30 protein-coding genes are annotated in these 25,565 nt (G+C 62.3%); 15 read left to right on the forward strand and 15 right to left on the reverse strand.

The genetic code is table 11. The features are described 5' to 3' along the window. Positions 1-182: 182 nt before the first annotated feature. Both NKJ90_RS01270 and NKJ90_RS01275 read left to right on the forward strand, forming a co-directional pair. Positions 183-608 carry an Hsp20 family protein gene (locus NKJ90_RS01270; protein ID WP_023760739.1) on the forward strand — a complete coding sequence of 142 codons (426 nt, stop codon included), beginning with the start codon at positions 183-185 and terminating at the stop codon, positions 606-608. A 65-nt stretch (positions 609-673) separates the two neighbouring features. Further along, positions 674-928, forward strand: coding sequence for a BQ00720 family protein (locus NKJ90_RS01275; protein WP_023760740.1), 255 nt, complete (start codon positions 674-676; stop codon positions 926-928). A gap of 65 nt (positions 929-993) precedes the next feature. Here the strand turns inward: NKJ90_RS01275 and ptsN are convergent, their stop codons facing one another. The 6 genes from ptsN to lptC form a co-directional block, all read right to left on the reverse strand. Next, positions 994-1,458 (reverse strand): PTS IIA-like nitrogen regulatory protein PtsN, encoded by a 465-nt coding sequence (gene ptsN, locus NKJ90_RS01280; protein WP_013529589.1) that lies wholly within the window; start codon positions 1,456-1,458, stop codon positions 994-996. Positions 1,459-1,562: 104 nt separating this feature from the next. Further along, positions 1,563-2,147, reverse strand: coding sequence for a ribosome hibernation-promoting factor, HPF/YfiA family (hpf, locus tag NKJ90_RS01285; protein WP_023760741.1), 585 nt, complete (start codon positions 2,145-2,147; stop codon positions 1,563-1,565). A 265-nt stretch (positions 2,148-2,412) separates the two neighbouring features. Further along, on the reverse strand, positions 2,413-3,939 hold the full coding sequence (gene rpoN / locus NKJ90_RS01290; RefSeq protein WP_023760742.1) for an RNA polymerase factor sigma-54: 1,527 nt from the start codon (positions 3,937-3,939) through the stop codon (positions 2,413-2,415). 200 nt (positions 3,940-4,139) lie between these two features. Then, positions 4,140-4,958, reverse strand: a complete 819-nt coding sequence (lptB, locus tag NKJ90_RS01295) for an LPS export ABC transporter ATP-binding protein (protein ID WP_023760743.1) — start codon at positions 4,956-4,958, stop codon at positions 4,140-4,142. Beyond that, positions 4,958-5,542 carry an LptA/OstA family protein gene (locus tag NKJ90_RS01300; protein ID WP_023760744.1) on the reverse strand — a complete coding sequence of 195 codons (585 nt, stop codon included), beginning with the start codon at positions 5,540-5,542 and terminating at the stop codon, positions 4,958-4,960. Before NKJ90_RS01300 ends, lptB begins: the two co-directional genes overlap by 1 nt. Further along, a complete protein-coding gene (lptC, locus tag NKJ90_RS01305) occupies positions 5,529-6,242 on the reverse strand; it encodes an LPS export ABC transporter periplasmic protein LptC (RefSeq protein ID WP_023760745.1) in 714 nt (237 codons plus the stop codon). Before lptC ends, NKJ90_RS01300 begins: the two co-directional genes overlap by 14 nt. Positions 6,243-6,645: 403 nt before the next feature. Between lptC and sppA the strand changes: the two genes are divergently transcribed. The 4 genes from sppA (at position 6,646) to lhpI (ending at position 9,394) form a co-directional block, all read left to right on the forward strand. Next, positions 6,646-7,602 carry a signal peptide peptidase SppA gene (gene sppA, locus NKJ90_RS01310; RefSeq protein WP_023760746.1) on the forward strand — a complete coding sequence of 319 codons (957 nt, stop codon included), beginning with the start codon at positions 6,646-6,648 and terminating at the stop codon, positions 7,600-7,602. 82 nt (positions 7,603-7,684) lie between these two features. Then, positions 7,685-7,969, forward strand: coding sequence for an integration host factor subunit beta (locus NKJ90_RS01315; RefSeq protein ID WP_006200394.1), 285 nt, complete (start codon positions 7,685-7,687; stop codon positions 7,967-7,969). Between the two features lie 56 nt (positions 7,970-8,025). Continuing rightward, complete coding sequence (locus NKJ90_RS01320; RefSeq protein ID WP_023760747.1) at positions 8,026-8,391, forward strand: DUF1049 domain-containing protein; 366 nt, start codon at positions 8,026-8,028, stop codon at positions 8,389-8,391. Positions 8,392-8,428: 37 nt separating this feature from the next. After that, on the forward strand, positions 8,429-9,394 hold the full coding sequence (gene lhpI / locus NKJ90_RS01325; RefSeq protein WP_023760748.1) for a bifunctional Delta(1)-pyrroline-2-carboxylate/Delta(1)-piperideine-2-carboxylate reductase: 966 nt from the start codon (positions 8,429-8,431) through the stop codon (positions 9,392-9,394). Here lhpI and NKJ90_RS01330 read toward each other — a convergent pair. From NKJ90_RS01330 to NKJ90_RS01340, 3 genes are all read right to left on the reverse strand, one after another. Then, entirely contained in the window at positions 9,391-9,762 is a 372-nt protein-coding gene (locus NKJ90_RS01330; protein ID WP_348626171.1) for an EVE domain-containing protein, read from the reverse strand. The two genes, lhpI and NKJ90_RS01330, sit on opposite strands and share 4 nt — an antisense overlap. 63 nt (positions 9,763-9,825) lie before the next feature. Next, entirely contained in the window at positions 9,826-10,221 is a 396-nt protein-coding gene (locus NKJ90_RS01335; protein WP_023760749.1) for a VOC family protein, read from the reverse strand. A 74-nt stretch (positions 10,222-10,295) separates the two neighbouring features. Next, complete coding sequence (locus NKJ90_RS01340) at positions 10,296-10,985, reverse strand: helix-turn-helix transcriptional regulator (protein WP_023760750.1); 690 nt, start codon at positions 10,983-10,985, stop codon at positions 10,296-10,298. A 136-nt stretch (positions 10,986-11,121) separates the two neighbouring features. On the opposite strand from NKJ90_RS01340, the gene NKJ90_RS01345 reads away from it, so the two are divergent. The 6 genes from NKJ90_RS01345 (at position 11,122) to olsB (ending at position 18,113) form a co-directional block, all read left to right on the forward strand. Next, positions 11,122-12,213, forward strand: coding sequence for an RsmD family RNA methyltransferase (locus tag NKJ90_RS01345; RefSeq protein ID WP_023760751.1), 1,092 nt, complete (start codon positions 11,122-11,124; stop codon positions 12,211-12,213). Then, positions 12,214-13,071, forward strand: coding sequence for a TrmH family RNA methyltransferase (locus tag NKJ90_RS01350; protein ID WP_023760752.1), 858 nt, complete (start codon positions 12,214-12,216; stop codon positions 13,069-13,071). 13 nt (positions 13,072-13,084) lie between these two features. Continuing rightward, entirely contained in the window at positions 13,085-13,582 is a 498-nt protein-coding gene (lspA, locus tag NKJ90_RS01355) for a signal peptidase II (protein ID WP_023760753.1), read from the forward strand. Between the two features lie 55 nt (positions 13,583-13,637). Next, the gene (acuI, locus tag NKJ90_RS01360) at positions 13,638-14,627 is read left to right on the forward strand and encodes an acrylyl-CoA reductase (NADPH) (protein ID WP_023760754.1); all 990 of its coding nucleotides are present in this window, start codon (positions 13,638-13,640) and stop codon (positions 14,625-14,627) included. 143 nt (positions 14,628-14,770) lie between these two features. Next, on the forward strand, positions 14,771-17,056 hold the full coding sequence (locus NKJ90_RS01365; RefSeq protein ID WP_023760755.1) for an ATP-binding protein: 2,286 nt from the start codon (positions 14,771-14,773) through the stop codon (positions 17,054-17,056). Between the two features lie 181 nt (positions 17,057-17,237). Continuing rightward, the gene (gene olsB, locus NKJ90_RS01370) at positions 17,238-18,113 is read left to right on the forward strand and encodes a l-ornithine N(alpha)-acyltransferase (protein ID WP_023760756.1); all 876 of its coding nucleotides are present in this window, start codon (positions 17,238-17,240) and stop codon (positions 18,111-18,113) included. 113 nt (positions 18,114-18,226) lie between these two features. Here the strand turns inward: olsB and NKJ90_RS01375 are convergent, their stop codons facing one another. Continuing rightward, positions 18,227-18,859 (reverse strand): trimeric intracellular cation channel family protein, encoded by a 633-nt coding sequence (locus NKJ90_RS01375; RefSeq protein ID WP_352485554.1) that lies wholly within the window; start codon positions 18,857-18,859, stop codon positions 18,227-18,229. A 137-nt stretch (positions 18,860-18,996) separates the two neighbouring features. After that, positions 18,997-19,632 (reverse strand): nucleotide exchange factor GrpE, encoded by a 636-nt coding sequence (gene grpE, locus NKJ90_RS01380; RefSeq protein ID WP_023760758.1) that lies wholly within the window; start codon positions 19,630-19,632, stop codon positions 18,997-18,999. A gap of 237 nt (positions 19,633-19,869) precedes the next feature. On the opposite strand from grpE, the gene NKJ90_RS01385 reads away from it, so the two are divergent. Together NKJ90_RS01385 and NKJ90_RS01390 are read left to right on the forward strand one after the other, a co-directional pair. Further along, positions 19,870-20,070, forward strand: a complete 201-nt coding sequence (locus tag NKJ90_RS01385) for a hypothetical protein (RefSeq protein ID WP_023760759.1) — start codon at positions 19,870-19,872, stop codon at positions 20,068-20,070. A 186-nt stretch (positions 20,071-20,256) separates the two neighbouring features. After that, complete coding sequence (locus NKJ90_RS01390) at positions 20,257-21,279, forward strand: fatty acid desaturase (RefSeq protein WP_023760760.1); 1,023 nt, start codon at positions 20,257-20,259, stop codon at positions 21,277-21,279. A 129-nt stretch (positions 21,280-21,408) separates the two neighbouring features. Here NKJ90_RS01390 and NKJ90_RS01395 read toward each other — a convergent pair whose 3' ends face one another. Continuing rightward, positions 21,409-22,029, reverse strand: a complete 621-nt coding sequence (locus NKJ90_RS01395) for a DJ-1/PfpI family protein (RefSeq protein ID WP_023760761.1) — start codon at positions 22,027-22,029, stop codon at positions 21,409-21,411. A 114-nt stretch (positions 22,030-22,143) separates the two neighbouring features. Here NKJ90_RS01395 and NKJ90_RS01400 point away from each other — a divergent pair, with 114 nt between their 5' ends. After that, positions 22,144-22,416, forward strand: coding sequence for a hypothetical protein (locus NKJ90_RS01400; protein WP_023760762.1), 273 nt, complete (start codon positions 22,144-22,146; stop codon positions 22,414-22,416). Between the two features lie 23 nt (positions 22,417-22,439). Here the strand turns inward: NKJ90_RS01400 and NKJ90_RS01405 are convergent, their stop codons facing one another. From NKJ90_RS01405 to NKJ90_RS01415, 3 genes are all read right to left on the reverse strand, one after another. After that, complete coding sequence (locus NKJ90_RS01405) at positions 22,440-22,973, reverse strand: DUF934 domain-containing protein (protein WP_023760763.1); 534 nt, start codon at positions 22,971-22,973, stop codon at positions 22,440-22,442. A gap of 169 nt (positions 22,974-23,142) precedes the next feature. Next, entirely contained in the window at positions 23,143-23,907 is a 765-nt protein-coding gene (locus NKJ90_RS01410; RefSeq protein WP_023760764.1) for a phosphoadenylyl-sulfate reductase, read from the reverse strand. Next, positions 23,882-25,552, reverse strand: coding sequence for a nitrite/sulfite reductase (locus tag NKJ90_RS01415; protein ID WP_023760765.1), 1,671 nt, complete (start codon positions 25,550-25,552; stop codon positions 23,882-23,884). The genes NKJ90_RS01410 and NKJ90_RS01415 overlap by 26 nt, the downstream gene beginning before the upstream one ends. Positions 25,553-25,565 lie beyond the last annotated feature (13 nt).

Raw genomic sequence — 25,565 nt, forward strand, 5'->3', positions numbered from 1 at the left:
CTTGCATCTGCTCGCCGTTTCAAGCGCCATGCCGATCATTCCTGTGAGTCCACGACCTGGTCTTTTTGGGCGAGTCTATTGACGGCTTGAACTTGGTCGCGGGGCGGACCATATCAAGGCCATCGGGAAAAATGCCATCTGGGTTTTTCCACTTGATGTCGCTCTTGAGAGGACAGTGTAACATGAGCCGAATGACGCCTTTTTCCAGCCCGCTTCTCCTTGGTTTCGACGCCATGGAAAAGACCCTGGAACGTTTGGCGAAGTCCGGTGACAGCTATCCTCCATACAACATCGAACGCCTCAGCGGCGCCGACGGCAAGACCGAAAGGTTGCGCATCACATTGGCGGTCGCCGGTTTCGCCGAAAGCGATCTCGATGTCACAACGGAGGAAAACCAGTTGGTCGTGCGAGGCCGTCAAACTGACGACACCGAGCGCGAATTTCTTCATCGCGGCATCGCCGCGCGCCAGTTCCAGCGCTGTTTCGTGCTGGCCGACGGCATGCGGGTGATCGCGGCGGAACTGAAGAACGGCCTTTTGTCGATCGATCTCGATCGGCCGGAGTCCGAACGGCTGGTACGGAAAATAAATATATCGGTGAAAGACTAGTCTTTACCGATGGCTCTCATGCGGGATGGCCTTGAGCGGCGTCCTCGCGCCAAGGAGGCTTTGAAATGACCAGAACTGAAAATATCACCATGACCAATGGCGAATTCGCGCATCTCGGCGAGGGCTCGGTCGCTTATCTCAGAAAAGTCTCGAGCGACGAATTGCTCGGCCGGTTCCCCAACCTCGGCGAAATCGCGCCCGGCATGGAACTGTGGGCGCTGTTTGCCGCTAATGGTCAGCCGATCCTGCTTTCCGATGCGCGTGACCGTGCACTGGCCGGCGCCATGGAAAACGACCTGACCACGGTCGCCATTCACTGAGGTGATCCCCAATTGAAACGAATAGGGCCGTCCGTGGCGGCCCTTGCGACGGTTTCGTCCTGAGTTCAGGCCGCGTGTGAGGCCTGGGTGTCCGACAAAAGCGCGTGAATTGCCGCGGCGTCGCGTGTGCCCCTGATCTTGGCCACAGTGTCGGCGTCGCGCAGCACCCGCGCGATGCGCGACAAGGCCTTGAGATGATCGGCGCCAGCACCTTCCGGCGCCAGCAGCAGGAACACCAGGTCGACCGGCTGATCGTCGAGCGACTCGAAATCCACCGGCGTCTCCAGCCGCGCGAAAACCCCCGCGATGCGCTTCACGCCGGCCAGCTTGCCGTGCGGAATGGCGATGCCGTTGCCGACGCCGGTCGAGCCCAGCCGTTCACGCTGCAGGATGGTGTCGAACACCTCCCGTTCCGGAATGCCGGAAATCGCCGCTGCCCGTTCGGACAGCAGTTGCAGCAGCTGCTTCTTGGAGTTCGCCTTCAACGCCGGCAGTATCGCCGGAACGTTGATAAGATCGCTCAGATCCATGCTTGAAATCCCTTGTTCGCCTGCCGTCACCAGTCCCCACCCCTCGTGCGGCCGGCTCTTATCCCAGTGCGACCGTGGTCGTCACGTCCGTGCGATCCTTGTCGTCACGCTTGTGCGACCTTGGTCGTGAACGGGTCGATCCAGCCGATGTTTCCATCGGGCCGGCGATAGACGATGTTGAGATGGTCGTTTCCGGCATTGCGGAAGACGAAGACCGGGCTGTCCTTGTTGTCGAGCTCGATGACCGCCGACGCCACCGACATGGTCTTCAGCGTCATGGTCGATTCGGCGACGATAGCCGGTGCGAAATTCTCCGGAATATCCTCGTCGTCGTCCGCAAGCGGCGCCATCACCGTGTAGGCAATGTCAGTCGGTTCGCCATTTGCGGCACCCGAACTGTGCGACTTCAGTCGCCGCTTGTAGCGCCTAAGGCGGGTCTCCAGACGATCCGCCGCGGCCTCGAAGGCCAATGTCGGATCCTGGGCATCGCCGGTAGCCTGCAGCGAAGCGCCGGAATCCAGCCGGATCATGCAATCCGCCGAATAGCGCGAGCCCGATTTGATGACCGTGACGTGTCCGGCAAAGCCGCGATCGAAATATTTGCCGATCGCTTCGCCGACACGATCATTGATGCGTGTGCGGAACGCATCGCCGATATCCATGTGTTTTCCCGATATGCGCAGATTCATCTGAAAACTGACCTTCCTTGCTCAGGCTTCAAACTGGCCCGAGTTTATACTCGTGATCCGTGCGCACAAGCTTTGCGGCGTCACTCGCGCCGATTTTAAATCCGAACTTTCCGGTTGATCACAAGCCGCCTTTTGACCGTCCCGAGGCCAACGTCGTGACGGACCATCCGCATGCAGGCATCTAGCCCGTCTCATGCGGGCGGGCTTCTAGCCACTTCACCGCGGCTTGTCAATGAAGTGCTGGCCTGAGGAAAGTCGAACCGCGTCAGCGCCCGGCGCTGGCCATTGCCCGTTTCTCGCGCCGGCGCTGCACCGAGGAGGGAATATTCATTCCTTCCCGGTACTTGGCGACCGTACGCCTGGCAATATCGACACCACTCTCCCGCAGCATGTCGACGATCGCATCGTCGGAAAGTACGTCGACGGGTTTTTCCTCGTCGATCAGTTGCTTGATGCGGTCACGCACGGCTTCCGAGGAATGCGCGTCACCGCCGCCCGACGCCGCGATCGAGGCGGTGAAGAAGTAACGCAGTTCGAACACGCCGCGCGGCGTCAGCATGTATTTGTTGGCGGTGACCCGACTGACCGTCGATTCGTGCATGCCGATGGCATCGGCCACCGTGCGTAGGTTGAGCGGCTTCAACTGGCGCACGCCATGGACGAGGAAGGCATCCTGCTGACGCACGATTTCCGAGGCCACCTTAAGAATCGTCTTCGCCCGCTGGTCGAGACTGCGTGTCAGCCAGTTGGCGTTCTGCAGGCATTCGGCCAGAAAATCCTTTTCGGCCTGGTTCTTCGCCTGCGGCGAGACCTGGGCGAAATAGATATGATCGACCAGCACGCGCGGCAGCGTTTCGGCATTGAGTTCTACCGTCCAGCTGCCGTCATTGGCGGCACGCACCTCGACATCGGCGACGATCGCATCGCTGGCGCCACCCGAAAATGCCATACCGGGCCGGGGATCGAGCGCCCGGATCTCGGCCAGCATGTCGAGCAGATCCTCCTCGTCGACGCCGCAGATCCGTTTCAGCGCGTGGAAATCACGCCGCGCCAGGAGTTCGAGATTGGCGATCAGCGCCGTCATCGCCGGATCGAGCCGGTCCCGCACGGCAAGCTGCAGCGACAGGCATTCGGCAAGGTCGCGGGCAAACAGGCCGGCCGGCTCGAAGGTCTGGCACACCGCCAGTACCTTCCCCACTGCGGCGGCGTCCGTACCGATACGGGCGGCGATCTCGGCCAGGTCGGCGCGCAGATAACCGGCCTCGTCGAGGCCATCGGCCAGGTCGGCGGCGATCGACCGTGCCGTCGTATCGGCAAAGGCAAGCGCGACCTGTTCGCCGACATGGTCACGCAGCGTGATCGCCGCGGCCGCCATGTCGCCGGCGTCTAAACCTTCGGATGAGGAACTCGCGCCATTGCCGGAAGCCGATTTCCATTGCGCCGTCAGGTCGGGACCGAGCCGCTCGCTGGTTCCCGGGTCGTCGGGAAACAGGTTTTCCAGTGATGTGTCGAGCTTGTCCGAAATCGCTTCGGCGCTCCACTGCATTTCGTTTTCGAACCAGTCGCCTTCGGTGGTGGCCTGCGGCTCCGCCTCGACCTTCTGCGCCTGTTCGCTGGCGGCATCGTCCTGCGGCTCGGCGCGCTCAAGCAGCGGGTTGCGCTCGATTTCCTCGTCGATGAAATGCTCGAGTTCGACATGGGTGAACTGCAGCAGCCGAATCGACTGCATCAGCTGCGGCGTCATCACCAGCGACTGTGATTGTCGTAGCTGTAGTTTGGCCGCCAATGCCATGGTTCGGTTTCAAACGCCTCGTCTACGCATCCGGACTTCCGGAGAACAATTTTTGCAGCCGGTCATAGAAACTGGCCCGGCTTTTGCTTGTCAAGGCAATTGCTAGCAAAACCCACTTACCGGAGCGTTATCGCGGAGCAAAATCGAGGAAAAAAGCCCCGCGAGCGCAAAAAAATCGCGTCAGGAAACAAATTTCACGCTCAGAGCGTAAAACCCTCGCCGAGGTAAAGCCGCCGCACATCGGCGTTTGCAACCACTTCGTCGGCCCGACCGTGGGTCAGCACCTGGCCGGCATGGATGATATAGGCGCGGTCGATCAGGCCAAGCGTTTCGCGCACATTGTGATCGGTGATGAGGACGCCGATGCCGCGCGCTGTCAGGTGGCGCACCAATTGCTGGATATCGGCGACGGCGATCGGATCGATACCGGCAAAAGGCTCGTCGAGCAGCATGTAGGCCGGACGGGTCGCCAGCGCACGCGCGATTTCCAGGCGCCGCCGCTCGCCACCGGAGAGCGACATGGACGGCGACTTGCGCAGATGGCTGATGTGGAATTCCTCAAGCAACTCGTCGAGATTGCGTTCGCGCACCTTGCGGTCTTTTTCGACCACTTCCAACACGGCGCGGATGTTCTGCTCGACATTGAGGCCGCGGAAGATCGAGGCCTCTTGCGGCAGATAGCCGATGCCGAGGCGGGCGCGACGGTACATCGGCATCGAGGTCACGTCGAAGCCGTCGATCTCGATCGTACCCTCATCCACAGGCACCAGGCCCGTGACCATGTAGAAACAGGTCGTCTTGCCGGCGCCGTTGGGCCCGAGCAGTCCGACGGCCTCGCCGGCGCGCACGCCGATGGTGACGCCGCTGACGACCTTGCGGCCCTTGTAGCTCTTGGTCAGACCCTTGGCGATTAGGGTTCCCTTGAACTTTCCCGTATCGACGGTCACCGTGGTCGGCGCCGAAAGCTTGCCGGCGGCCCGTCCCGGAAGACGCGCCGTCAGCGACGACAGGCTGGCCATCAGGGGTTCGTCGCTCCCGATTTCGGCGGCGGGGTGATCGACATCTGGACGCGTTGACCAGCGCATGGATCAACCTGAGCCAGCCCGCTTTTCATCTGCACTGTGAGCTTGCAGCCGACCAGGACGTTGTCGTTTTGCGACAGAACGACCTTTTTGCCCGAAAGCACCAGAACCTGGCTCTTCATATCGAAGCTGCCTTGATCGCCGGTCGCGATCTGCGCATCCGACTTGATGTAGACCTTGTCGGATATCTCCATGTGATCGATGTTGGCCGAACCGGTCATCGCCGCCGCGCCGGCCGCTTCCGTGCCTTTGCCGCCGGCGTTGGAATCCTTGACGTAATAGACCATCATCTTGCCGGCCTTCATCAATGTCGGCCCCTGGACGACGCTGACATTGCCGGTGAAGATGGCGACACTGTCGGCCTGACGGACTTCCAGCTTGTCGCTTTCGATCTGGATCGGTTTGTCGCCGGACAGCTTGAGACCTGATTGGCTGGTGGTCTGCGCCAATGACGGCGCCAGTCCGAGCAGCAGCAACGCTGAAGTTGCAGCCGCGAGCCGCGTCGAACTACTGAGCCGCATTGGTTTCTCCGCTGTTTCCCTCTGCCGTTTTCAAGGCGGCGGAATCGATATTGACGCGCACTTTGCTTTCGAAAACCAGAACCTTGCCATTGTCCCGGACCGACATCGAATCCGCTGTTATCCGCGAACCGCCTCGGCTGACATCGACGGGATCTCCCGTCTTCATAGTGCCTTTGCCCATGTCGAGGAAGACAGATTTGAAATTGGCCTGCATGCCGTCGCTTGTGGTGATCGTCACGTCGCTTGTCAGGTTCATCGTGTTGCCGTCACGATCGTAAGTGCCATGCGAAGCCTTGATCGCAGCGACATTGTCAGGCGCGATCGGCACCTTGGCATCGATGCCTTCCAGTTCGATGATGCCTTGCGTGCCGACATCCTGAATGGCCCGCAGCGCGGTCATCGAATAGGGCTGCTTCTGCTTGGTGAAACCGTTTAGCTTAGGATTGGCCATCACCAGCTTGCCGTTGGAAAAGGCCGTGCCTTCCGCCTGGACCGTGACGGAGACTGGTGCGGCGAGATAGGAATAGACCGGGAAAGCAATGGCGATCAGTGCAGCAGCCAGCGGCACGGCGAATTTGAGAACGCGCACGCGGCGCGAATGACGCCGCGCGCGGTCGAAAGCGTCGCCGCGCGTCCGGCCGTCCGCCGGGGGAGCCAACTCCATCTCGGCGTTGGTCGGTTCAATCGGTCGCGCTAACATTCACTGCTTTCTTCTAAACCCCTGCCCGCCCCGAGCACCGCCTATAGGTGGGACGCCGGCGCCTTCAAGCAAGCACAAGCCCACGAAAACTGCAAAAATGTGACAGCCGCTCTTGTACAGATGAAAACGAGATCCGCACAACCGCACGTTCTCCATAGCAGAAACAGACACGCGGCGTAAAATTATATCCGCCATCGGTCGCGCTGCGCGCCTCGGGGCGACTGCACAAATACGTGAGCAGAAAGGGGTGGGAGCCCGTCTAGCCGTCCTACTCGATTGCCGACGCGGGTGGCCATCTCGCCCCTGCTGAATGAATTGTCTCGCCATGCACAAAAGAGAATTGCTTCCCGATGGGAGGATCATGGTCTAAAAGCGTCTCCTCCCGCCGACTGAAAGGCTGACCATGGCACCGAGAGCCGACGACCTGATCGACCGCCGCCGCTTACGGCGCAAGCTGACATTCTGGCGCGTTGCCGCGATCGGCATCGTAGCCCTCGGGGTGATCGCGCTTTCAGCCTGGTTCTATGGCGACGATTTCGGCGGCTCGGTGGTCGACCATATCGCCAAGGTCAAGATCGAAGGCACGATTACCGAGGACGAGGAACTGATCAAGCGGCTGGAAACCATTCGCCTGTCATCGAAGGTGAAAGGCGTGATCCTGTCGATCGATTCGCCTGGCGGCACCACGGTCGGCGGTGAATCGATCTATGACGAGGTGCGCAAGCTGGCCGCCGACAAACCTGTCGTGGCCGAGGTCGGCACGCTCGCCGCATCGGCGGGCTATATGATCGCCAGTGCCGCCGATCATATCGTTGCCCGCAAGACCTCGATCGTTGGCTCGATCGGCGTCCTGATCCAATATCCCGACGTCAGCGGCCTGATGGACAAGCTCGGCGTCAAGCTGGAGGAAGTGAAATCCTCGCCGCTGAAAGCTGCGCCCTCTCCGTTCAAGGCGACCAATGACGACGAGCGCGCCATGGTCCGCAAGCTCATCCTCGACAGCTACGACTGGTTTGTCGGCATTGTTGCCGAGCGCCGCAAGATGACCCGCGAACAAGCGCTGGCACTTGCCGACGGCTCGATCTTCACCGGTCGCCAGGGTGTCGCCAACGGACTGATCGACGCCGTCGGCGGCGAGACCGAAGCCGTCAACTGGCTGGCGACCAAGGGCGTCGATGCCAAACTCGAGGTCGTCGAATGGAAAGACACCGGACGGCGGGGCGGCTTCCTATTCTCCAAGGCGATGGCGCAGACGATCGGCAGCGCGCTCGGCCTGCCGGCCTCCAGCGGCGACATCATCCATGAACTCGGCGCCGACCGCTTGTTTCTTGACGGTCTCGTTTCCGTCTGGCACCCTTGAGATGCCGCTTGGGGCAAGTGAAAAAAACAAATAAAATCATCCTCATAATTTTGACCGCACTGCTTTCACGGGGATCCGTCTCATGATCAAGTCCGAACTTGTGCAGATTATTGCCACGCGCAATCCGCATCTTTTCCTACGCGACGTCGAAAACATCGTTGGCGCGATCTTCGATGAAATCACCGACGCCCTTGCCGAAGGCAACCGGGTCGAGCTGCGCGGCTTCGGTGCTTTTTCGGTGAAAAACCGTCCCGCCCGCACCGGCCGCAACCCGCGCACCGGCGAATCCGTCGAGGTTGAGGAGAAATGGGTGCCGTTCTTCAAGACCGGCAAGGAACTGCGTGAAAGGCTGAACGGCGGCAAGTAGGCGGGCGTCTGCGCCAGACGGCCTCTCGGAGAGGCCAGCTTCCGACGGAAAACATCATGTTCAATCGCTTCGTCCTCATCGTGATCTTCGTGCCCCTTGCGATCATCCTGATCGCACTCGCCGTTGCCAATCGCGAACTGGTTGCCTTCACGCTGGATCCGTTCAATCCCGGCAATCCGAAGCTGACGCTGACGCTGCCGCTGTTCATCTTTCTGTTCCTGGCCCTCGCCATCGGCATGATCGTTGGCAGCCTGGCAACCTGGGTCAAGCAGGGCCGCTATCGCAAGCTGGCGCGCCAGCGCGGCATCGAGGCCGAGAACCTGCGCCAGGCGGTCAGCCGCGTGCCGGCGGCGAAAGGCCCGGACCAAGGATCGGCCCAGGGATCGACCCAAGGGGCGGCATTGCCGAAGCCGACCACTTGAACCGCCCGTCGGCGGTTTTGTCCCCACGGAGTTTTTCATGCTGACCATTTCGGCCGCAGAGGTCGACCACGCGCTGAACTTTCCCGGACTGGTCGAGACGCTGCGCACGGCGTTTCGCGAGGGTGCGGTGCAGCCGGTCAGGCATCATCATACGATCGAGCGGCCCGATGGTGCGGCCTCCACCTTGCTTTTGATGCCGGCCTGGACCGATTTCAACGCGGCCGGAACGTCGGCTGGTGGTCACATCGGCGTCAAGATCGTCACCGTCTCGCCCGACAACAACACCGTCGGCAAGCCTGCGGTGATGGGACTCTACCTGCTGCTCAATGGCGCCACCGGCGAGCCCGAGGCGTTGATCGACGGCCAGCGGCTGACTCAGTGGCGCACCGCCTGCGCTTCGGCGCTCGCGGCCTCCTATCTGGCCCGCGGCGATGCCTCGCGGCTGCTTGTGGTCGGAGCCGGCGCGCTGTCGCCTTTCCTCGCCAAGGCGCATAGCGCCGTGCGGCCGATCAAATCCATCCGCATCTGGAACCGCACCCCGGCCAATGCCGAGAAGGTCGCAGCCGATTTGCGGGCCGAAGGCTTCGCCGCCAGCGCCGCCACCGATCTCGATGCCGAGCTTCAGCAGGCCGACATCGTCTCGTCGGCGACGATCACGACGACGCCGCTGATCAAGGGCACACTGTTGCGGCCGGGAACACATGTCGACCTAGTCGGCGGCTTTACGCCGACGATGCGCGAAAGCGATGATGACGCGATCGCGCTTGCCCGCGTCTTTGTCGACACCCGCGCCGGCGCCACCAAGGAGGCTGGCGACATCGTCCAGCCGCTCGCCTCCGGCGTATTGAAGCCGGAAGCCATTGTCGCCGATCTGCATGAACTCGCACGCGGCCAGAAGAAAGGCCGCGAGAGCGCTGGTGAGATCACGCTGTTCAAATCGGTCGGCGCAGCGCTCGAAGACCTTGCCGCCGGCATAGCGGTCTATGACGTGCTCAAGCCCTAGTTCGCCGATACAGCCATTTTGGCGCCCATCGCTTCGGCGATCAGCGAAAAATCATGCGCGCTGATCGGGAAGAGGCCAAACCGAAGCTGATAGCCCCAATTCGACTTCCCCGCGCTGAAGTCCAGCCTGTCGAGCAGCGGCTTGATCGGCGTCTCCTCGGCCTTTGCCCACTCGACATCGCGACGGAACGGCGTGAAGCCGCCGCCCATGTCGCCCTGATAGGGTTCGCCTTCCCGCACCGTGCCGATCGCGGTGAAAGCTTGCAAACCGTCCTTTTCGCCGAAAATGGTGGTCGGCGAATAATAGACGATGCCATCACCGGGCCGGACCCGGCGCAGCGGTGACGCCTTGCCGTGGTTGACCTGCATGAAGCCGACCTGGCGGCCGCGCCTGACATGTTCAGCCGAGGCTACGGCGATCCCAGTATGCTCTCATTTCTGTCCTCCATTGGCCTGTTCCCCGTCGGACAGCCAGCAGACGCGCAGCCGATGATTATCGGGATCGAGCGCAACGAAGGTGCGGCCGAAATCCATGTCGGTCGGCGTCTGCAGGATCTTCAGCCCGCGCCCCGACCAGTCGGCATGAGCGGCATCGACCGCGTCGGGTGTATCCAGCGCAAAGACGAGCTCGGCGCCGCCACCTGCCGCGGCCGCTGTCGGTTCGACTGTGTGGCGCGACCAGAGGCCGAGCTTAAAACCCGCATCGAGCACGAACAGCACGAAAGTGGGCGAACTTTCGACCGGCTCGCGGCCGAGCAGCGCACTGTAGAAGGCGCCGCTCTGCTGCGGCTGGTCGACATAGAGGATGACGAAATTCGGGGTGGTCATGTCCGTTCTCCAAGGTTCAGGGTTTCGATCTGCCGAACATAGGATGCCATACTGTCAGTTTCTGGCAGTAGCCGTCATGGACCGCGCGATTTGTCGAGCGTCGCCCGCCATTCCTTGAGCAGCACTTGGCGGCGGCGCGGATAGCGCAAGTCTGTTGCCTGAAGTGCTTCGATGCGATCGGCGCGAAAATGCCGGAAATCCTTGCGCATCTCACACCATGCCACCACCACCCGCACCTTGTCGAAGAAGCCAAGGGCAAACGGCCAGACCACGCGCTCGGACGCGGCGCCGGCCGCGTCGCGGTAGAGGAAGCCGAGCTTGCGCTCGTTGCGGATGGCCTGCCGCACGATACCGAGATCGATGCCCTCGACGGCCGCGGCCGGAGGCCCGACCAACAACGTGCTCGCGTCGAGATCCTCGCGCAGATCGTCCGGCAGCACGGCGGCGATCTTGGCCAGCGCGTTGGCGGCAGCAGCCGAGAGACGCTGGTCCGGTTGCTTGGCGACCCAGCGCGAGCCAAGCACGATGGCTTCGATCTCCTCGTCGCTGAACATCAGCGGCGGCAGCATGAAGCCTGGCTTGAGCACATAGCCCAGCCCCGCCTCCCCCTCGATCGGCGCACCTTGGCCCTGCAACGTCGCGATGTCGCGGTAGAGCGTGCGGATCGAAATCCCGAGCTCATCGGCCAGAGCCTGCCCGCTCACCGGCCGGCGGTGCCGGCGCAGCGTCTGGATCAGGTCGAGCAGGCGTTCGGAGCGGGACATCCGGCAGATTTGCCTGTTTCTTTGACATTGGTCCATCGCCGGCCGACATAAACCGGAGAGGCTGGCGCGTCGGACTTGGTTGCGAAGCGGGTTGCCCTATGTCAAAAGCGGCCACGCCGCTCGGAGTTGCTCCTGCTTGAAGTCTTTTCGCGACAAACGCCGCGACAACCGTCCGCATCCCTCCGCGAAGGCTGCGGCGGAGGTGTCACGCCCGCGTACCGGCCAGGTTCCTGCCGGACCGGACGCCCAGCCGCGCCAACAGCATGAGGCGAAAGCGGGCAACCGGTCCGAGCCGAAATCGGCGCCACGCGTCCTTGCCCGCCGCGCCGGCACCTTGCCCGCTGAGCATCTTCCGGTGATCCTCGAAGTGGCGCCTAATGCCGATTATGCGCTGCTCGACAGTGGCGCCGGCCAAAAGCTCGAACAATACGGCCCTTACCGGATCGTGCGGCCTGAAGGTCAGGCAATCTGGCAAAAGGCCATGCCGGCAAAAGACTGGGAGCGCGCCGACGCCGTCTTCACCGGTGACGTCGACGAGGAAGGCATCGGCCGCTGGCGCTTCCCTAAGATGCCGCTCGGCGAGACCTGGCCGATGAAACATGACGGCATCGACTATCTCGGCCGTTTCACCTCGTTTCGCCATGTCGGCGTCTTTCCCGAGCAGGCTTCTCACTGGGACCACATGGCCGGGCTGATCGCGGCTGCGAAGCGGCCGGTCAAGGTGCTGAACCTATTCGGCTATACGGGTCTTGCCTCGCTGATTGCGGCTCGTGCCGGCGCCGAGGTCACCCATGTCGATGCCTCGAAGAAGGCGATCGGCTGGGCTCGCGAAAACCAGGAGATGGCGGGCCTCGGCAGCAAGCCGATACGCTGGATCGTCGACGACGCGGTGAAATTCGCCGAGCGCGAGGAGCGTCGCGGCAGCCGCTACGACATCATCCTGTTCGATCCACCGGCCTATGGCCGCGGTCCCAAGGGCGAGGTCTGGCAATTGTTCGAGGATTTGCCTGATTTGACCGACCTATGCCGCGCGATCTTGACCCCGAAGCCGCTTGCCGTTGTGCTGACCGCCTATTCGATCCGCGCCTCCTTCTTCGCCATCCATGCCCTGATGCGCGACACCTTTGCCGGCCTGGGCGGCAAAGTCGAATCAGGCGAGCTGATCATCCGCGAAAAGTCCGCTGGCCGGGCACTTTCGACCTCGTTGTTTTCGCGTTGGGTGGCCTGAATGAACGAACGGCACGCAGGCGCACCCGGGCAGGTGAAGGAAGTCACCAGCCTCGCGAATCCGCTGGTCAAGGATATCAAGGCGCTCGCCCTGAAGAAATTCCGCGACCAGCAGAATGCTTTCATGGCCGAGGGACTGAAGCTGGTCATCGATGCGCTGGATCTCGGCTGGCAGATCAGGACATTGGTTTTCGCCAAGGCCGGGCGCGGCAACGCGGCGGTGGAGAAAGTCGCCGCACGCACGGTTGCCGCCGGCGGCATGGTGCTCGAAGTATCGGAAAAGGTACTGGTCGCCATCACCCGCCGCGACAATCCGCAAATGGTGGTCGGCGTCTTTTCGCAAAAATTCCTGGCCCTGAAGGATGTCCGCGCCGACAATGGCGATGTCTGGGTTGCGCTCGACCGGGTGCGCGATCCCGGCAATCTCGGCACCGTCATCCGCACCGTCGACGCCGTCGGTGCCAAGGGCGTCATCCTGGTCGGCGACACCACCGATCCTTTTTCCGTGGAGACGGTTCGCGCCACCATGGGTTCGATCTTTGCCGTGCCGGTGGCCAAGGCGACAACCGAGGCTTTCCTTGCCTGGCGAGGCGGCTTTTCAGGCCTCGTCGCCGGCACCCACCTGAAGGGCGCGGTCGACTACCGCTCGGTCGATTTTTCCCGCGGGCCCGTGCTGCTGATGATGGGCAACGAGCAGCAGGGGCTGCCCGAAATCCTGGCTGCGAGTTGCGACAGGCTGCTCAGAATTCCGCAAGCGGGCCGTGCCGATTCGCTTAACCTGGCCGTTGCTACCGGCGTCATGCTGTTCGAGATCCGGCGCGGCGCGCTGAAGCTCGAGCCAATCTTGGACCAGCAATGAAAGTTGCCCACTCGTGAGATCATGGTCTCCCTACGCGTTGCTCGTCGTCGCGGCCATAGCGCTGGACCAGTGGGTGAAACACCTGGTCGAGACCGGTCTCGCCTTTCAGGAAAAGCTCGACCTGGTGCCCTTCCTGGCGCTGTTTCGCACCTACAACACCGGCATCGCCTTCTCGATGTTCTCGTCCTTCGGCGACACCGGGCTGATCGTCATCTCGCTTGCGGTCGTCGCATTCGTGCTGTTCCTGGCGACGCGGATCGCGCCGTCCCAGATCCTTGCCCGCGCCGGCTTTGCGCTGATCGTCGGCGGCGCCCTCGGCAATCTGATCGACCGCGCCGTCTACGGTCACGTCATCGACTACGTCCTGTTCCACACGCCGGTCTGGTCCTTCGCCGTCTTCAATCTTGCCGACGCCTTCATCTCGGTCGGCGCGGCACTGGTCGTCTTCGACGAACTGTTCGGCTGGCGGCGCGAGCCAAAGCCTTCAAACGCCAAGTCTTCCAAAGATTGACCTCACGCGGCCGGCGCCGCACAGTTCATGTCGCCAAGCAGACGCGGAGAAAGAGATGTCCGAAACCTTCAAAGCCATCGTCGTTTCGCGTGACGCCGAGAAAAAGCAGTCGGTAACCGTGACCGATCTCACCGAAGCTGACCTGATGGAAGGCGATGTCACCATCGCGGTCGAGGCGACGACCGTGAATTACAAGGATGGTCTGGCGATCACAGGCAAAGCGCCGGTGATCCGCCGCTGGCCGCTGGTGCCGGGCATCGATTTCGCCGGCACTGTCATCTCGTCCTCTCATCCCGACTGGCGGGCTGGAGACAAGGCCATCCTGAACGGCTGGGGCGTCGGTGAAACCCATTTCGGTGCCTATGCCGGCCGCGCCCGTGTAAAGGGTGACTGGCTGGTGCCGCTGCCGCAAGGCATCAGCCCTCATGACGCGATGGCCGTCGGCACTGCCGGCTACACCGCCATGCTCTGCGTCATGGCGCTGGAACGGCACGGCATTCTGCCCGATCGCGGCCCTGTGGTGGTGACGGGCGCGGCCGGCGGCGTCGGCTCGGTCGCGGTCTCGATCCTGTCCAGTCTCGGCTATCATGTCATTGCTTCCACCGGCCGCAATGCCGAAAGCCCCTATTTGATCAACCTTGGCGCTGCCGAAGTAATATCGCGCGAGGAGCTTGCCCAGCCGGCAAAGCCGCTGGCCAAGGAGCGCTGGGCTGGTGGCGTCGACGCCGTCGGCAGCCACACGCTGGCCAATGTGCTTTCGATGACATCCTATGGCGGTGCGGTCGCCGCCTGCGGCCTGGCCGGCGGCATGGACCTGCCGACCAGCGTCGCCCCCTTCATCCTGCGTGGCGTCTCGCTGCTCGGCATCGATTCAGTAATGGCGCCGAAGGTCGTCCGCCTCGAAGCATGGCGGCGCATCGGCACCGACCTCGATCTGCAGAAGCTCGCCAGCCTGTCCAGGACCATCGGGTTCGACGGCATCATCGATGCCGCGCGCGATATCGTTGACGGCAAGATCCGCGGCCGGGTCGTCGTGGACATGTGAACCGTGCGAATGCCGGAGAAAGGCGGACGGAATTGCTGCGCCTGATGGCAAATCTGCCGCAGCTTCGGCAAAATCGGCCCATCCGCTAAAATTCGAACGATCCGCCGCAATTTTCCATAATCTCTGTCTGGCAAGGGTTTCGCATGATCGCGGAATCCGGCAGCCAAGAGGCGGACACTGACAACGACGCCGATGCAGTGCAGACGTCGGCGCGGCGCTTTGTCGCCGCGCCACCGCTGATGCCTGAGCCGGGGCCCGCCAGACGCGAGGGGCTTCCGCTCCTGGCCTTCGTCGCCATCATCGTGCTGGCAGGCCTGGCGCATCTGACCGGAGCACCAATCTTCATCAGCGTCGCATTGCTGGCAACCGGCCTTGCCGGCATTGGCTTGCATCTGCACTCGATGCGGAGCGAACACCGCACCGCTGCCCTTCTTGACCAAACCACCGCCCGCAGCCGCGCCGAGATCGAGACGCTGGCCGATCGCATGTGGGAAATGCAGGAGAGTGATGAGCGCTTTCGCGGCCTGATCGATGCGCTCGGCGATCTCGTCATTCATCGCAACCGCGACGGCTACATCGTCTATGCCAATAGGGTCTTCGCCGATCTCGTCGAAACCGATCAGCGCGACCTTGCAGGCAAGACCCTGGCGGAACTCGGCATCGAGGTCGGCATCGTCCCTGATGCCGCCTTTTCCGATCATGAATGCCTGAGTTCCACCGATGTCGCCATCAATACGCCCAGCGGCCCGCGTTGGTTTTCGTGGATCGAACTATCGGTGCGCGACAAGGACAGCGGCGCCGTTTCGCATCGCGCCATCGCCCGCGACATCACCGCCCGCAAACGCGCCGAATCCTCGCTGATCACCGCACGCGAACGGGCCGAATACGCCAGCCAGGCCAAATCGCGCTTCCTCGCCACCGTCAGCCATGAAATTCGCACGCCGATGAACGGCATCATGGGCATGGCCAGGCTGCTGGCGGACACCAGCCTGTCGCCGGAGCAGCAGACCTATGTCGGCGCCGTCTCGACCTCAGCCAGCGCATTGCTTGCCCTGATCGAGGATCTTCTCGACTACTCCAAGATCGAAGCCGGGCGCTTCGACCCGGAGCCGCAGCCGATGTCGGTGCGCGAGATCGCCGACAACATCATCGAATTGCTGGCCGCGCGCGCCTTCGCCAAGGATATCGGGCTGGGCTGCTATGTCGAACCCGACGTGCCGCAGTTGATCACTGCCGATCCGGGCAGGGTCAGGCAGGTGCTGCTCAACCTTATCGGCAACGCCATCAAGTTTACCGACAGCGGCGGCGTGTTGGTGAGCGTTGCGCGTGTGCGCACCGAAACCACCGACCGCATTTGCTTCACCATCGCCGATACCGGTCCGGGCCTGCACGATGAGGATCTGGACCGCATTTTCGAGGAGTTCGAGCAAGCCGACGGCACGTCGACGCGTGCGCATGGCGGGGCCGGTCTTGGCCTTGCCATCTCCAAACGCCTAGTGGCCGCCATGGGCGGCACGATCTCGGTGTCCAGCCGGATCGGCCAGGGATCCGAGTTCGTCTTCGAGATCCCGGCGATAGCAGCCACCGAGGCACAGCAGGGCCGCCAAAACGCGCTTTCGGGCAGGCGCGCGGTGATCCTTTCGAAAAACGCTGTCGAGGCCGATGCCATCGCCCGCACCATCCGCGCCAATGGCGGCGCGGTCGACCTCGCCACCACCGCCGCGCAGGCCGCCCCCTTCGCCGCCGGCTGCGATGCGCTTCTGGTCGATGCGGCGATGGAAGAAAGCGACGGAAGGCTGCTCAAGCGCCTACGCCTCAGCGGTTTTTCCCACTGCGAGGCCATCACGCTGATCGCGCCGACCGACCGCGGCATGCTCGGCGAGTTCCGCGCCAGCGGCTACGCAACTTTCCTGGCCAGGCCGGTGCGTGGCGGAACGCTTCTGCGCGTGCTGTTGAGCAGCCATGCCCCAAGCCTCGCCCAGCCGCAGCCGGAAAAGCGTGGCGGGCCGACGCTTCGCACCGTCAGCAACCGACAGCGGGGCCTGTCGGTGCTGATCGCCGAGGACAATGACATCAACGCCATGCTGGCCCGCGCCACGCTGTTGAAGGCCGGGCATCGCGTCAAAGTGGTCGGCAATGGCAAGGCCGCCGTCGAGGCTGTCACGGGCGCCGGGCACAACCACCGCTTCGACGTGGTTCTGATGGACCTGCACATGCCGGTCATGGACGGATTGGACGCGATTGCCGCCATCCGCCGCCATGAGGAAGAAACCGCAATGTCGCCGGTGCCGATCATGGTACTGTCGGCCGACAGCCAGGAAAAGACCCGCCATGCGGTGTTGGCTCATGGCGCCAGCGGCTTTGTCACCAAGCCGCTCGACCCTGAGGCGCTGGTCAATGCCGTCGAGGGACAGGTCGTCGCAGCCTGAGTTTTTCACCGTCCAATCCGCGCCACGCGATCACGTAACGTAGCCGGTTGATCGTATTCGCCAGCCGACGAAGTATTGCCCGCAAGGCCGCATCACGGTACTGTCACAATCCTGTTGCACCTACACCGTATCCCCGTGCCAAGAGGGATGGCTCGAAGGAGAATCACTCGTGCATACAGTTATGCCGGAATGTGACACTCGGCCGAACGCCAGCAGCGCGCTGCTTGCCGGACGTAATGCCGATTGCGTCATGAAGGGCGCAGCATTGGGCCGTATAGGTAATCTCGAAGTGCGACTCGCTCGCAACGAAGCCGAGATCGCGGCCGCGCAGGAAGTGCGCTACCGGGTGTTCTACGACGAACTTGGCGCCAGAAAAGACCTGTTCCAGACCCATGACCGCCGTGATGCCGACCGGTTCGACCCGCTCTGCGACCATCTGCTGGTTTTGGACACCACGCTTTCCGGCCCCGAACATCGCCGCATCGTCGGCACCTATCGGCTGCTGCGGCAAGAAATCGCGGCCACCGCCGGAGGGTTCTATTCGGAAGGTGAATTCGAGCTGACCAAGCTCATCGCCCGTCACCCCGGCCAGCGTTTTCTCGAACTCGGCCGCTCCTGCGTTTTGCCGGAATACCGCTCAAAGCGCACTATCGAGGCATTGTGGCAAGGCATCTGGGCTTACATCAACCACTACGAAATCGGTGTGATGACCGGTTGTGCTTCCTTCCACGGCACGGTGCCGGCGGCGCATGCCGAGGCACTCACCTACCTCGCCCACCATTGCCGAACGAATTCGGCCTGGGATGTGCGCGCGGTGTCCGGGCGCTACTGCTCGATGGACCTGATGCCGATCGAGGCGGTCAACACCAAGGCGGCAATCGCGGCAATGCCGCCCTTGGTCAAGGGCTATCTGCGCGTTGGCGCCCGCATCGGCGATGGCTGCGTCATCGACCGCGAATTCTCGACGGTCGACGTCTTCGTCGTGATGCCGGTCAAGGAAATCGGCGCCCGCTACGTCAACTATTATGGCGGAGAAGCCCAGCGCTTCGCAGCGTGATGGCGAATAGCGAATAGCGAATAGCGAATAGCGAATAGCGAATAGCGAGAACTACGCCGCAATCCTGCGGGCTGCTATCCCTATTCGCTACTCCCTATTCGCTATTCGCTCCTTCACGGAATATCTTCCGGGCGCCGGCCGGGTCGGCTCTTGTAGGACGGAAACGACCAGCCGAATTTGAGCGCGCCGCCACGCACAAGGAACGCTGCGGCAAAACCGGCGAGGTCCGAAGTGAGCGGTGGCAGCCCGGCAAGATCGCCAAGTGTATAGAGGCCGGCACCGGCAAGGGCTGCTGTGACGTAGATTTCAGGCCTGAGCAGCACCGATGGCTCGCCGGCCAGGAGATCGCGCAGAATGCCGCCGGAGGTGGCTGTGAGCACGCCGGTGATGACGGAGACGACCGGCGAACCGGTAATCGCCAGTCCCTTGGCGGCGCCCATCACCGAAAAGGCGGCGAGCCCGATGGCGTCGAGCCAGAGCAGCCATTTCCAGCGCGATTCGACGCGATGTGCGCCGAAGAAGACCAGCGCGGCAACCACGGCGCAGATCAGCACATAGCTGGAGTTGGCGACCCAGAAAACCGGCAGGTTGAGGATGACGTCGCGAAGCGTGCCGCCGCCTATCCCGGTGACGCTGGCCAGGAACAGGAAACCGATGATGTCGAGCTGTTTGCGCGAAGCCGCAAGCGCCCCGGTCGCGGCGAAGACGGCGACACCGGCATAGTCGAGAAGCGCGACGGGGTTCATGAAGTGAACAATGAAAGAGTGAGTAGCGAATAGCGAGTAGCGAATAGCGAATAGCGAGTAGCGAATAGCACGAAGCCGCGCAGCAACTCTTGCGTATTTCCTATTCGCTACTCGCTACTCCCTATTCGCTTGTCCGTTCAGGCGTCTTTCTCAGCCTGCTCGTTCACCGGCCCCGGCTCGACCGGCGCTTCAGCGGCGGCAAACTTCGGACCGCCCTTGGCGACGCCGACCATGGCCGGGCGCAGAACCCGCTCGCCGATCGAATAGCCCGGCTGCACGACCTGGACCACGGTGTTGGCCGGAACATCCGGATTGGGCACTTCAAACATCGCCTGATGGAAATTGGGATCGAACTTCTCGCCTTCAGGGGCGAGCTTCTTGACCCCGTGCCGTTCCAGCGCCGACAGCATGGCGCGCTCGGTCAAGTCGACGCCTTCGATCAGCGCCTTGAAGCCGGCGTCACCCGAGGCCTTGGCCTCGGCCGGAATCGCGTCCAGCGCACGGCGCAGATTGTCAGAGACCGACAGCATGTCTCGGGCGAAATTCGCAACCGCATAGGTGCGCGCGTCGTGCACGTCGCGCGCCGTGCGTCGACGCAGGTTTTCCATTTCGGCCGCCACGCGCAGTGCGCGGTCCTTCAGTTCTTCATTTTCCTTCAGCAGCCGCACAAGGGCTTCATAGTCGCCGTCGATGCTGCCTTCCGTGCGCTCGGCATTGGCCTCGGTCGCCTCGACTTCATCGGGCGCGCGTTCGTCTTTTGCCTGGTCGCTCATCGCCATTTCCCGTCAATCTCGAATGATATGGATTTTGAGCCCGATATCGAGGTTTGGCGGCCAAAAATCAAGGGGTAAGCGATTGTGGACGTCGTCGGCCAAGCCCGCACAATGACCCATGACATTTCGATCTTAATTCAAATTTTACCCTAAGCGCTGGCATTGCTTGCCACAAATGCGTGATGCTGGAACCATTCTCTTGCTGGAGGAGTTTCGAAGCCGACATAGGATTTTGAGATGACGACCCGCAAAAAGGCTGAGAAGACGGAACGGCTCGCCGCCGAGGTCAGACGCCAGTTTGGCGCCGAGGCGGTCAACCGCTTTATGCGCACCTTGCCCGCCTTCCGCACCGAGGCCGATATCCCTGACCGATTCAGAAAGCTGCTCGACCGCCTAGATGGAGCGGAGAAAAGTGACGTCGGCCGGCGCCGGCGGTAACGCGACCGCCAATCTTAGCAGCAAACCTCGGGGTCCCCGAATGATCTTGAGAGCCCGCCACTCGGAGGGAGAACCATCAAGCGGGTGAGCTGCGGTTGCTCGACCGACAGGCCACGCGACAATTACGCGCAGTAATTTCGCGTGATCTTTGCTTGCGGCGGGGAGGCACCCCGCCTATGCTTCCTGATGAACATGATTTCCCCTGAGGCGGTCGCTAACAGCAAGCGCGCCTGGCTGAAAATTCTCGCGCGCTACAAGAAGCCTGACAGGCGGCGCAGCGCTGTCGAACTCGCCATCACACTCATTCCATTCGCCATTCTCTGGGGATTGTCCTCGGCGTCCTACGCATATGGCCATTGGTGGGGTCTGATCCTGATCCTTCCCGCGGCCGGGTTTCTGGTGCGCATCTTCATGATCCAGCACGATTGCGGCCACGGCTCCTTCTTTGCCAATCGCTATGCGGACGACTGGATCGGCCGCGCGCTCGGCATTCTGACGCTGACGCCCTACGACTGCTGGCGGCGCGCTCACGCGACGCACCATGCCAGCGCCGGCAATCTTGACGAACGCGGCATGGGCGACATCAGGACGCTCACCGTTGCCGAATACCGGCAGATGTCATGGCGAGGGCGCCTTGCCTATCGTCTCTATCGCCACCCGCTGGTGATGTTCGGGCTCGGGCCGATCTGGCTGTTTATCTTCGAGCAGAGGCTGCCTGTCGGCATGATGCGAGGCGGCCTGACGCCTTGGGTGTCGTCGATGACCACCAATCTTGGCATCGCGATTGCTGCAGCCCTCCTCATCTGGTTCGTCGGCCCTGGCGCGTTCCTGGTGGTCCATCTGCCGATCGTCATTCTGGCCGGATCGGCGGGCATCTGGCTGTTCTACGTCCAGCATCAATTCGAGGAAACGGAATGGGCAAAGGACGCCGACTGGGAATTCCAGCACGCCGCCCTGCATGGTTCGTCCTACTACGACCTGCCGCCAGTGCTGAACTGGTTAACCGGCAATATCGGCGTCCATCACGTCCACCACCTCTCGGCCAAGGTTCCGTGCTACCGGCTGCAGGAAGTGCTGCGGGATTATCCGGAACTGCGCGGCATCGGCCGCGTCACGCTGCTCGAAAGCCTGCAATGCGTCAAACTGGCGCTGTGGGACGAGAATCGTCGGAAACTGGTGTCGTTCCACGAGGCACGGGCCGCGGCCTAAGCAATCCCAGGAAGGGTGTGAGACGGTTTTCCCGGGAAAAGCGCATTGCCACTTTCCCCGGGGAATTGCGCCAAAACAAAAATAGAACGACCGCCGCGCTGTTCGCGCGGCGGCCTTAGAAATTCCGGATCAGGCCGCCTGGCGCTCGTCGCGCATCAGTATCTCGCCATGGCGGATCTCCGTGCCCAGCACCTTCAGGCATTCGCGGATGAAGTTGGAGAGGCCCGGCCAACCCTTGGCCGAAACGAGATTGCCGTCGACATGGGCGCCGGTCGGCGCGACATCGATATAGATACCGCCAGCGAGCGTCACTTCCGGCTCGCAATAATGCAGCGCGGCGACTTCTCGGCCCCGCACCACACCGTCGACAGCGATCAGTATCTGCACGCCATGGCAGATGGTGAAGATCGGCTTGCCGGCCTCATGGAAATGCCGCACCAGCGCCTGCACCCGCTTGTCGATGCGGATGTATTCCGGGCCACGCCCACCCGCCGCATAGACGGCATCGTATCCGGTTGGGTCCACCTCGGAGAACGCCTTGTTGAGGATATAATCGTGGCCGGGCTTCTCGGTATAGGTCTGGTGGCCTTCGAAGTCGTGCAACGACGTTTTCAATATGTCGCCCGCCTTCTTGTCCGGACAGACGACATGGACCGTATGGCCAACCGCATGCATTGCCTGTTCAAACACGAAAATCTCATATTCCTCGCTGAACTCGCCAACGAGCATCAGTATCTTCTTGCCAGCCATTCCCGGTTCCTCCCTTGTGGCCATGTTTATTTCGGATCACGAAATAATGGTCCTATCCTAAGGTCAGGACGGCGGAAGGGAAAGCGTAAATCGCACAATTGGTAAGACCAGTTGATGTCTATCGTGATCAGCATCGCCGCAGTACCGTTCGCAGAAAGCGAAAACGGCATTGTTGGTTCGACCAGAATTTCAGGCAGCCGCCTTGATCATATCCGCCGCCTTTTCGGCGATGGCCGGCCCGGCAACAGCGCAATGACGCCTGCCGGGCACGGATCAGGCGGAACCGCCGCCGGCAATGACATAGTCGAAAACCATGCTCTCCTCCTCGCACCCGGCGGATATTTCCGTACGGATAGTCGCAGGGAAGCCCGATCGGAGCCGATGTAAAGACGTCGGGAATTGCCGTTGCGTCAGCTGTTGCGAGCGCGCCGCCAGGAATATTTCGACCCCTTCGGCTCCGGCACGGCGGCTGGCTGGTAGTAAAGCCCCAACCCACCGGTGCGGCCCTCCTCCAGCCGCTTCAACAGCACCGGATTCGAAATTTCGAACTCATCGAAGCCGAGCCGCAGCATATGCGGCAACTGGTCGACCAGCACCTGCCCGGTGGCCCGCACAGCGCCTTCGAAACCATAACGGCTGCGCAGCAACTCGCCCTTGGAGAAGGAGCGGCCATCGCTGAAGGCCGGGAAGGCCAGTGCCACCAGAGAGAGTTGGTCGAGCAGGTCGGCGATCTTCTCGAGTTGATCGCCCGGCTGCAGCACGACGCCGAGCCGTTCCTTGGCCGAGCGGCGCACCTCCGGCTCGAGATCGAGAAACGCCTGCAGCGGCAGGATGAAGCGGCCGTTGCCGGAAAGCGCGTCCGCGTTTTCGGCATGAGCCCACTCATCCTCGCGAAAACCCTCAGGGGTCCAGAGCCGGATCTCCGGTGTCGTCGGTTCAGTCATCAAAATTCCTAAAAATTCAAAGAAGCTAGGGGTGCGTTGAGATTCAGTCAGGCCGCGCCGAAAATGGTGGCTTCCGAGAACCGGAGCGGAGCGTACTTGAAGTACGTGAGCACCGGAAGCGCAGGAAACCGCCTTTTGCAGGCCGGTCTTACCTGAATATCAACATACCCTAAAGCGATGCGTCGGTCAGCGACACTTCCAGCCCCGACAGGTGAATGCCGCACTCGGTCTTGGCATGGCCAGCCCAGCGGCCGCTGCGCGCGTCCTCGCCCGGCTGCACCGGCTGCGTGCATGGAAAGCAGCCGATCGATAGATAGCCATAAGCAACCAGCGGATTTTCGCGCAGCGCATGCGCGCGCATATAGTCGGCCTGGTCCGAAGTCGTCCAGTGCGCCAGCGGGTTGATACGGATGCGCGGACCGACGGCCTCGAACACCGGAAGCGCTGCGCGTGTCGCGGCCTGGAAGCGCTTGCGGCCGGTGAACCAGGCGCGGAAAGGTGCAACGCCACGCGCCAGCGGCTCGACCTTGCGCACGTCGCAGCAGGCGTCGGTGTTGCTCTGGTGCAGATTGCCCATCGGATCGATCCGTTCGAGCGCCGCCTCTTCGGGCTTGATCACCCGTATATTGGTCAGTCCAAAATCGGCGGCAAGCGCATCGCGATAGCCGAGCGTTTCCTCGAAATGCTTGCCGGTGTCGAGGAAGATGACAGGCAACGCCCGATCGATCTTGGCGATCATGTGCAGCAGCACAGCCGAATCCGCGCCGAACGACGACACCGCAGCGATCTCGTCGTGAAACAGGTCGCGGGCCGAGCGTTCGATGATCTCGAGCGGGTTCAGGTGACCGTAAAGCGCGTCGAGTCCCGCCGCCTTGGCGGCGGCGCCATCGTCGACGTCGACTATGCGGTCAAGCGGCCTTGGCTTCGCCAGCATAAAGCGCCTCCTTGAACGGCGCGGGACCGACACGGCGGTAGGCGTCGATGAATTTCTCTTGTGGGTCGAGCCGCAGGCCGAGATACGTCTCGACGATCTGCTCGATGGCGTCGGTGATTTCTTCCGACGAGAAGCCGCGGCCGATGATCTCGCCGACCGAGGTGTTCTCATCGGCCGAGCCGCCCAGCGTAACCTGGTAGAGCTCGGACCCCTTCTTCTCGACGCCGAGGATGCCGATGTGGCCGACATGGTGATGGCCGCAGGCATTGATGCAGCCGGATATCTTCAGCTTCAGTTCGCCGATCTCGCGCTGCCGCTCCAACGAAGCGAAGCGGCGCGAGATTTCCTGTGCGATCGGGATCGAGCGCGCCGTGGCCAGCGCGCAATAGTCGAGGCCAGGGCAAGCGATGATGTCCGATATCAGATTGGAATTGGCCGTCGCCAGGCCAATGCCGACCAGCGTATCATAGACCGCCTTGAGGTCGGCGCGTGCCACATGCGGCAGGATCAGATTCTGCTCATGGCTGACACGCAGTTCGTCGAAAGCATATTTTTCGGCGATGTCGGCGACCGCTTCCATCTGGCTGTCCGAAGCGTCGCCGGGCACCTCGCCGATTCCCTTGAGCGAGATCGTCACCGCGGCGTAGTCGGGATGGCGGTGCGTCACGACATTCTGGTCGAGCCACTCCGAGAACCCCTTGGAATCCAGTCGCGCCAGCTTGACCGCCTGGTCGCCTTCCGGCCGGTCGGTGAGCGCCGGCGGCGCGAAATAGGCTTGGATGGCGCGGATATCGGCTTCCGGCAGCTTCAGGTCGGCATCCCTCAACTCCCGCCACTCGGCCTCGACCTGGCGGGTGATTTCCTCGACGCCGGTCTCGTGGACGAGGATCTTGATGCGCGCCTTGTACTTGTTGTCGCGGCGGCCATAGAGGTTGTAAACGCGCAGGATCGCCGTGCAGTAGGACAGAAGGTCGGCTTCCGGCAGGAAGTCGCGGATCTTGCGGGCGACCATCGGCGTGCGGCCCTGACCGCCGCCGATATAGACGGCGAAGCCGAGTTCGCCGGCGGCGTTCTTCTTCAGGTGCAGGCCGATATCGTGCGTCTGGATGGCAGCGCGGTCGCGCTCGGCCCCCGTCACCGCGATCTTGAATTTGCGCGGCAGGAACGAGAATTCCGGATGCACCGACGACCACTGGCGCAGGATTTCCGCATAGGGGCGCGGATCGGCGACCTCGTCGGCGGCGGCGCCGGCGAAATGATCGGCGGTGACATTGCGGATGCAATTGCCGCTGGTCTGGATGGCATGCATCTCGACGCTTGCAAGATCGGCCAGGATGGCCGGAATGTCCGACAGCGCCGGCCAGTTGAACTGGATGTTCTGGCGCGTGGTGAAATGGCCGTAGCCCTTGTCGTATTTGCGAGCGATGTGGCCCAGCATACGCAACTGCTTGCCGTTCAGCGTGCCATAGGGCACCGCGATGCGCAGCATATAGGCGTGCAGCTGAAGATAGACGCCGTTCATCAGCCTGAGCGGCCGGAACTGGTCCTCGGTGATCTCGCCGGCAAGGCGGCGCTGGACCTGGTCGCTGAACTCGGCGACGCGGGCCTGGACAAAATCGTGGTCGAACTCATCGTAACGGTACATGCTTCGTCTTTCA

The organism is Mesorhizobium sp. M0051 (genome assembly GCF_040323235.1).
GTDB lineage: Bacteria > Pseudomonadota > Alphaproteobacteria > Rhizobiales > Rhizobiaceae > Mesorhizobium.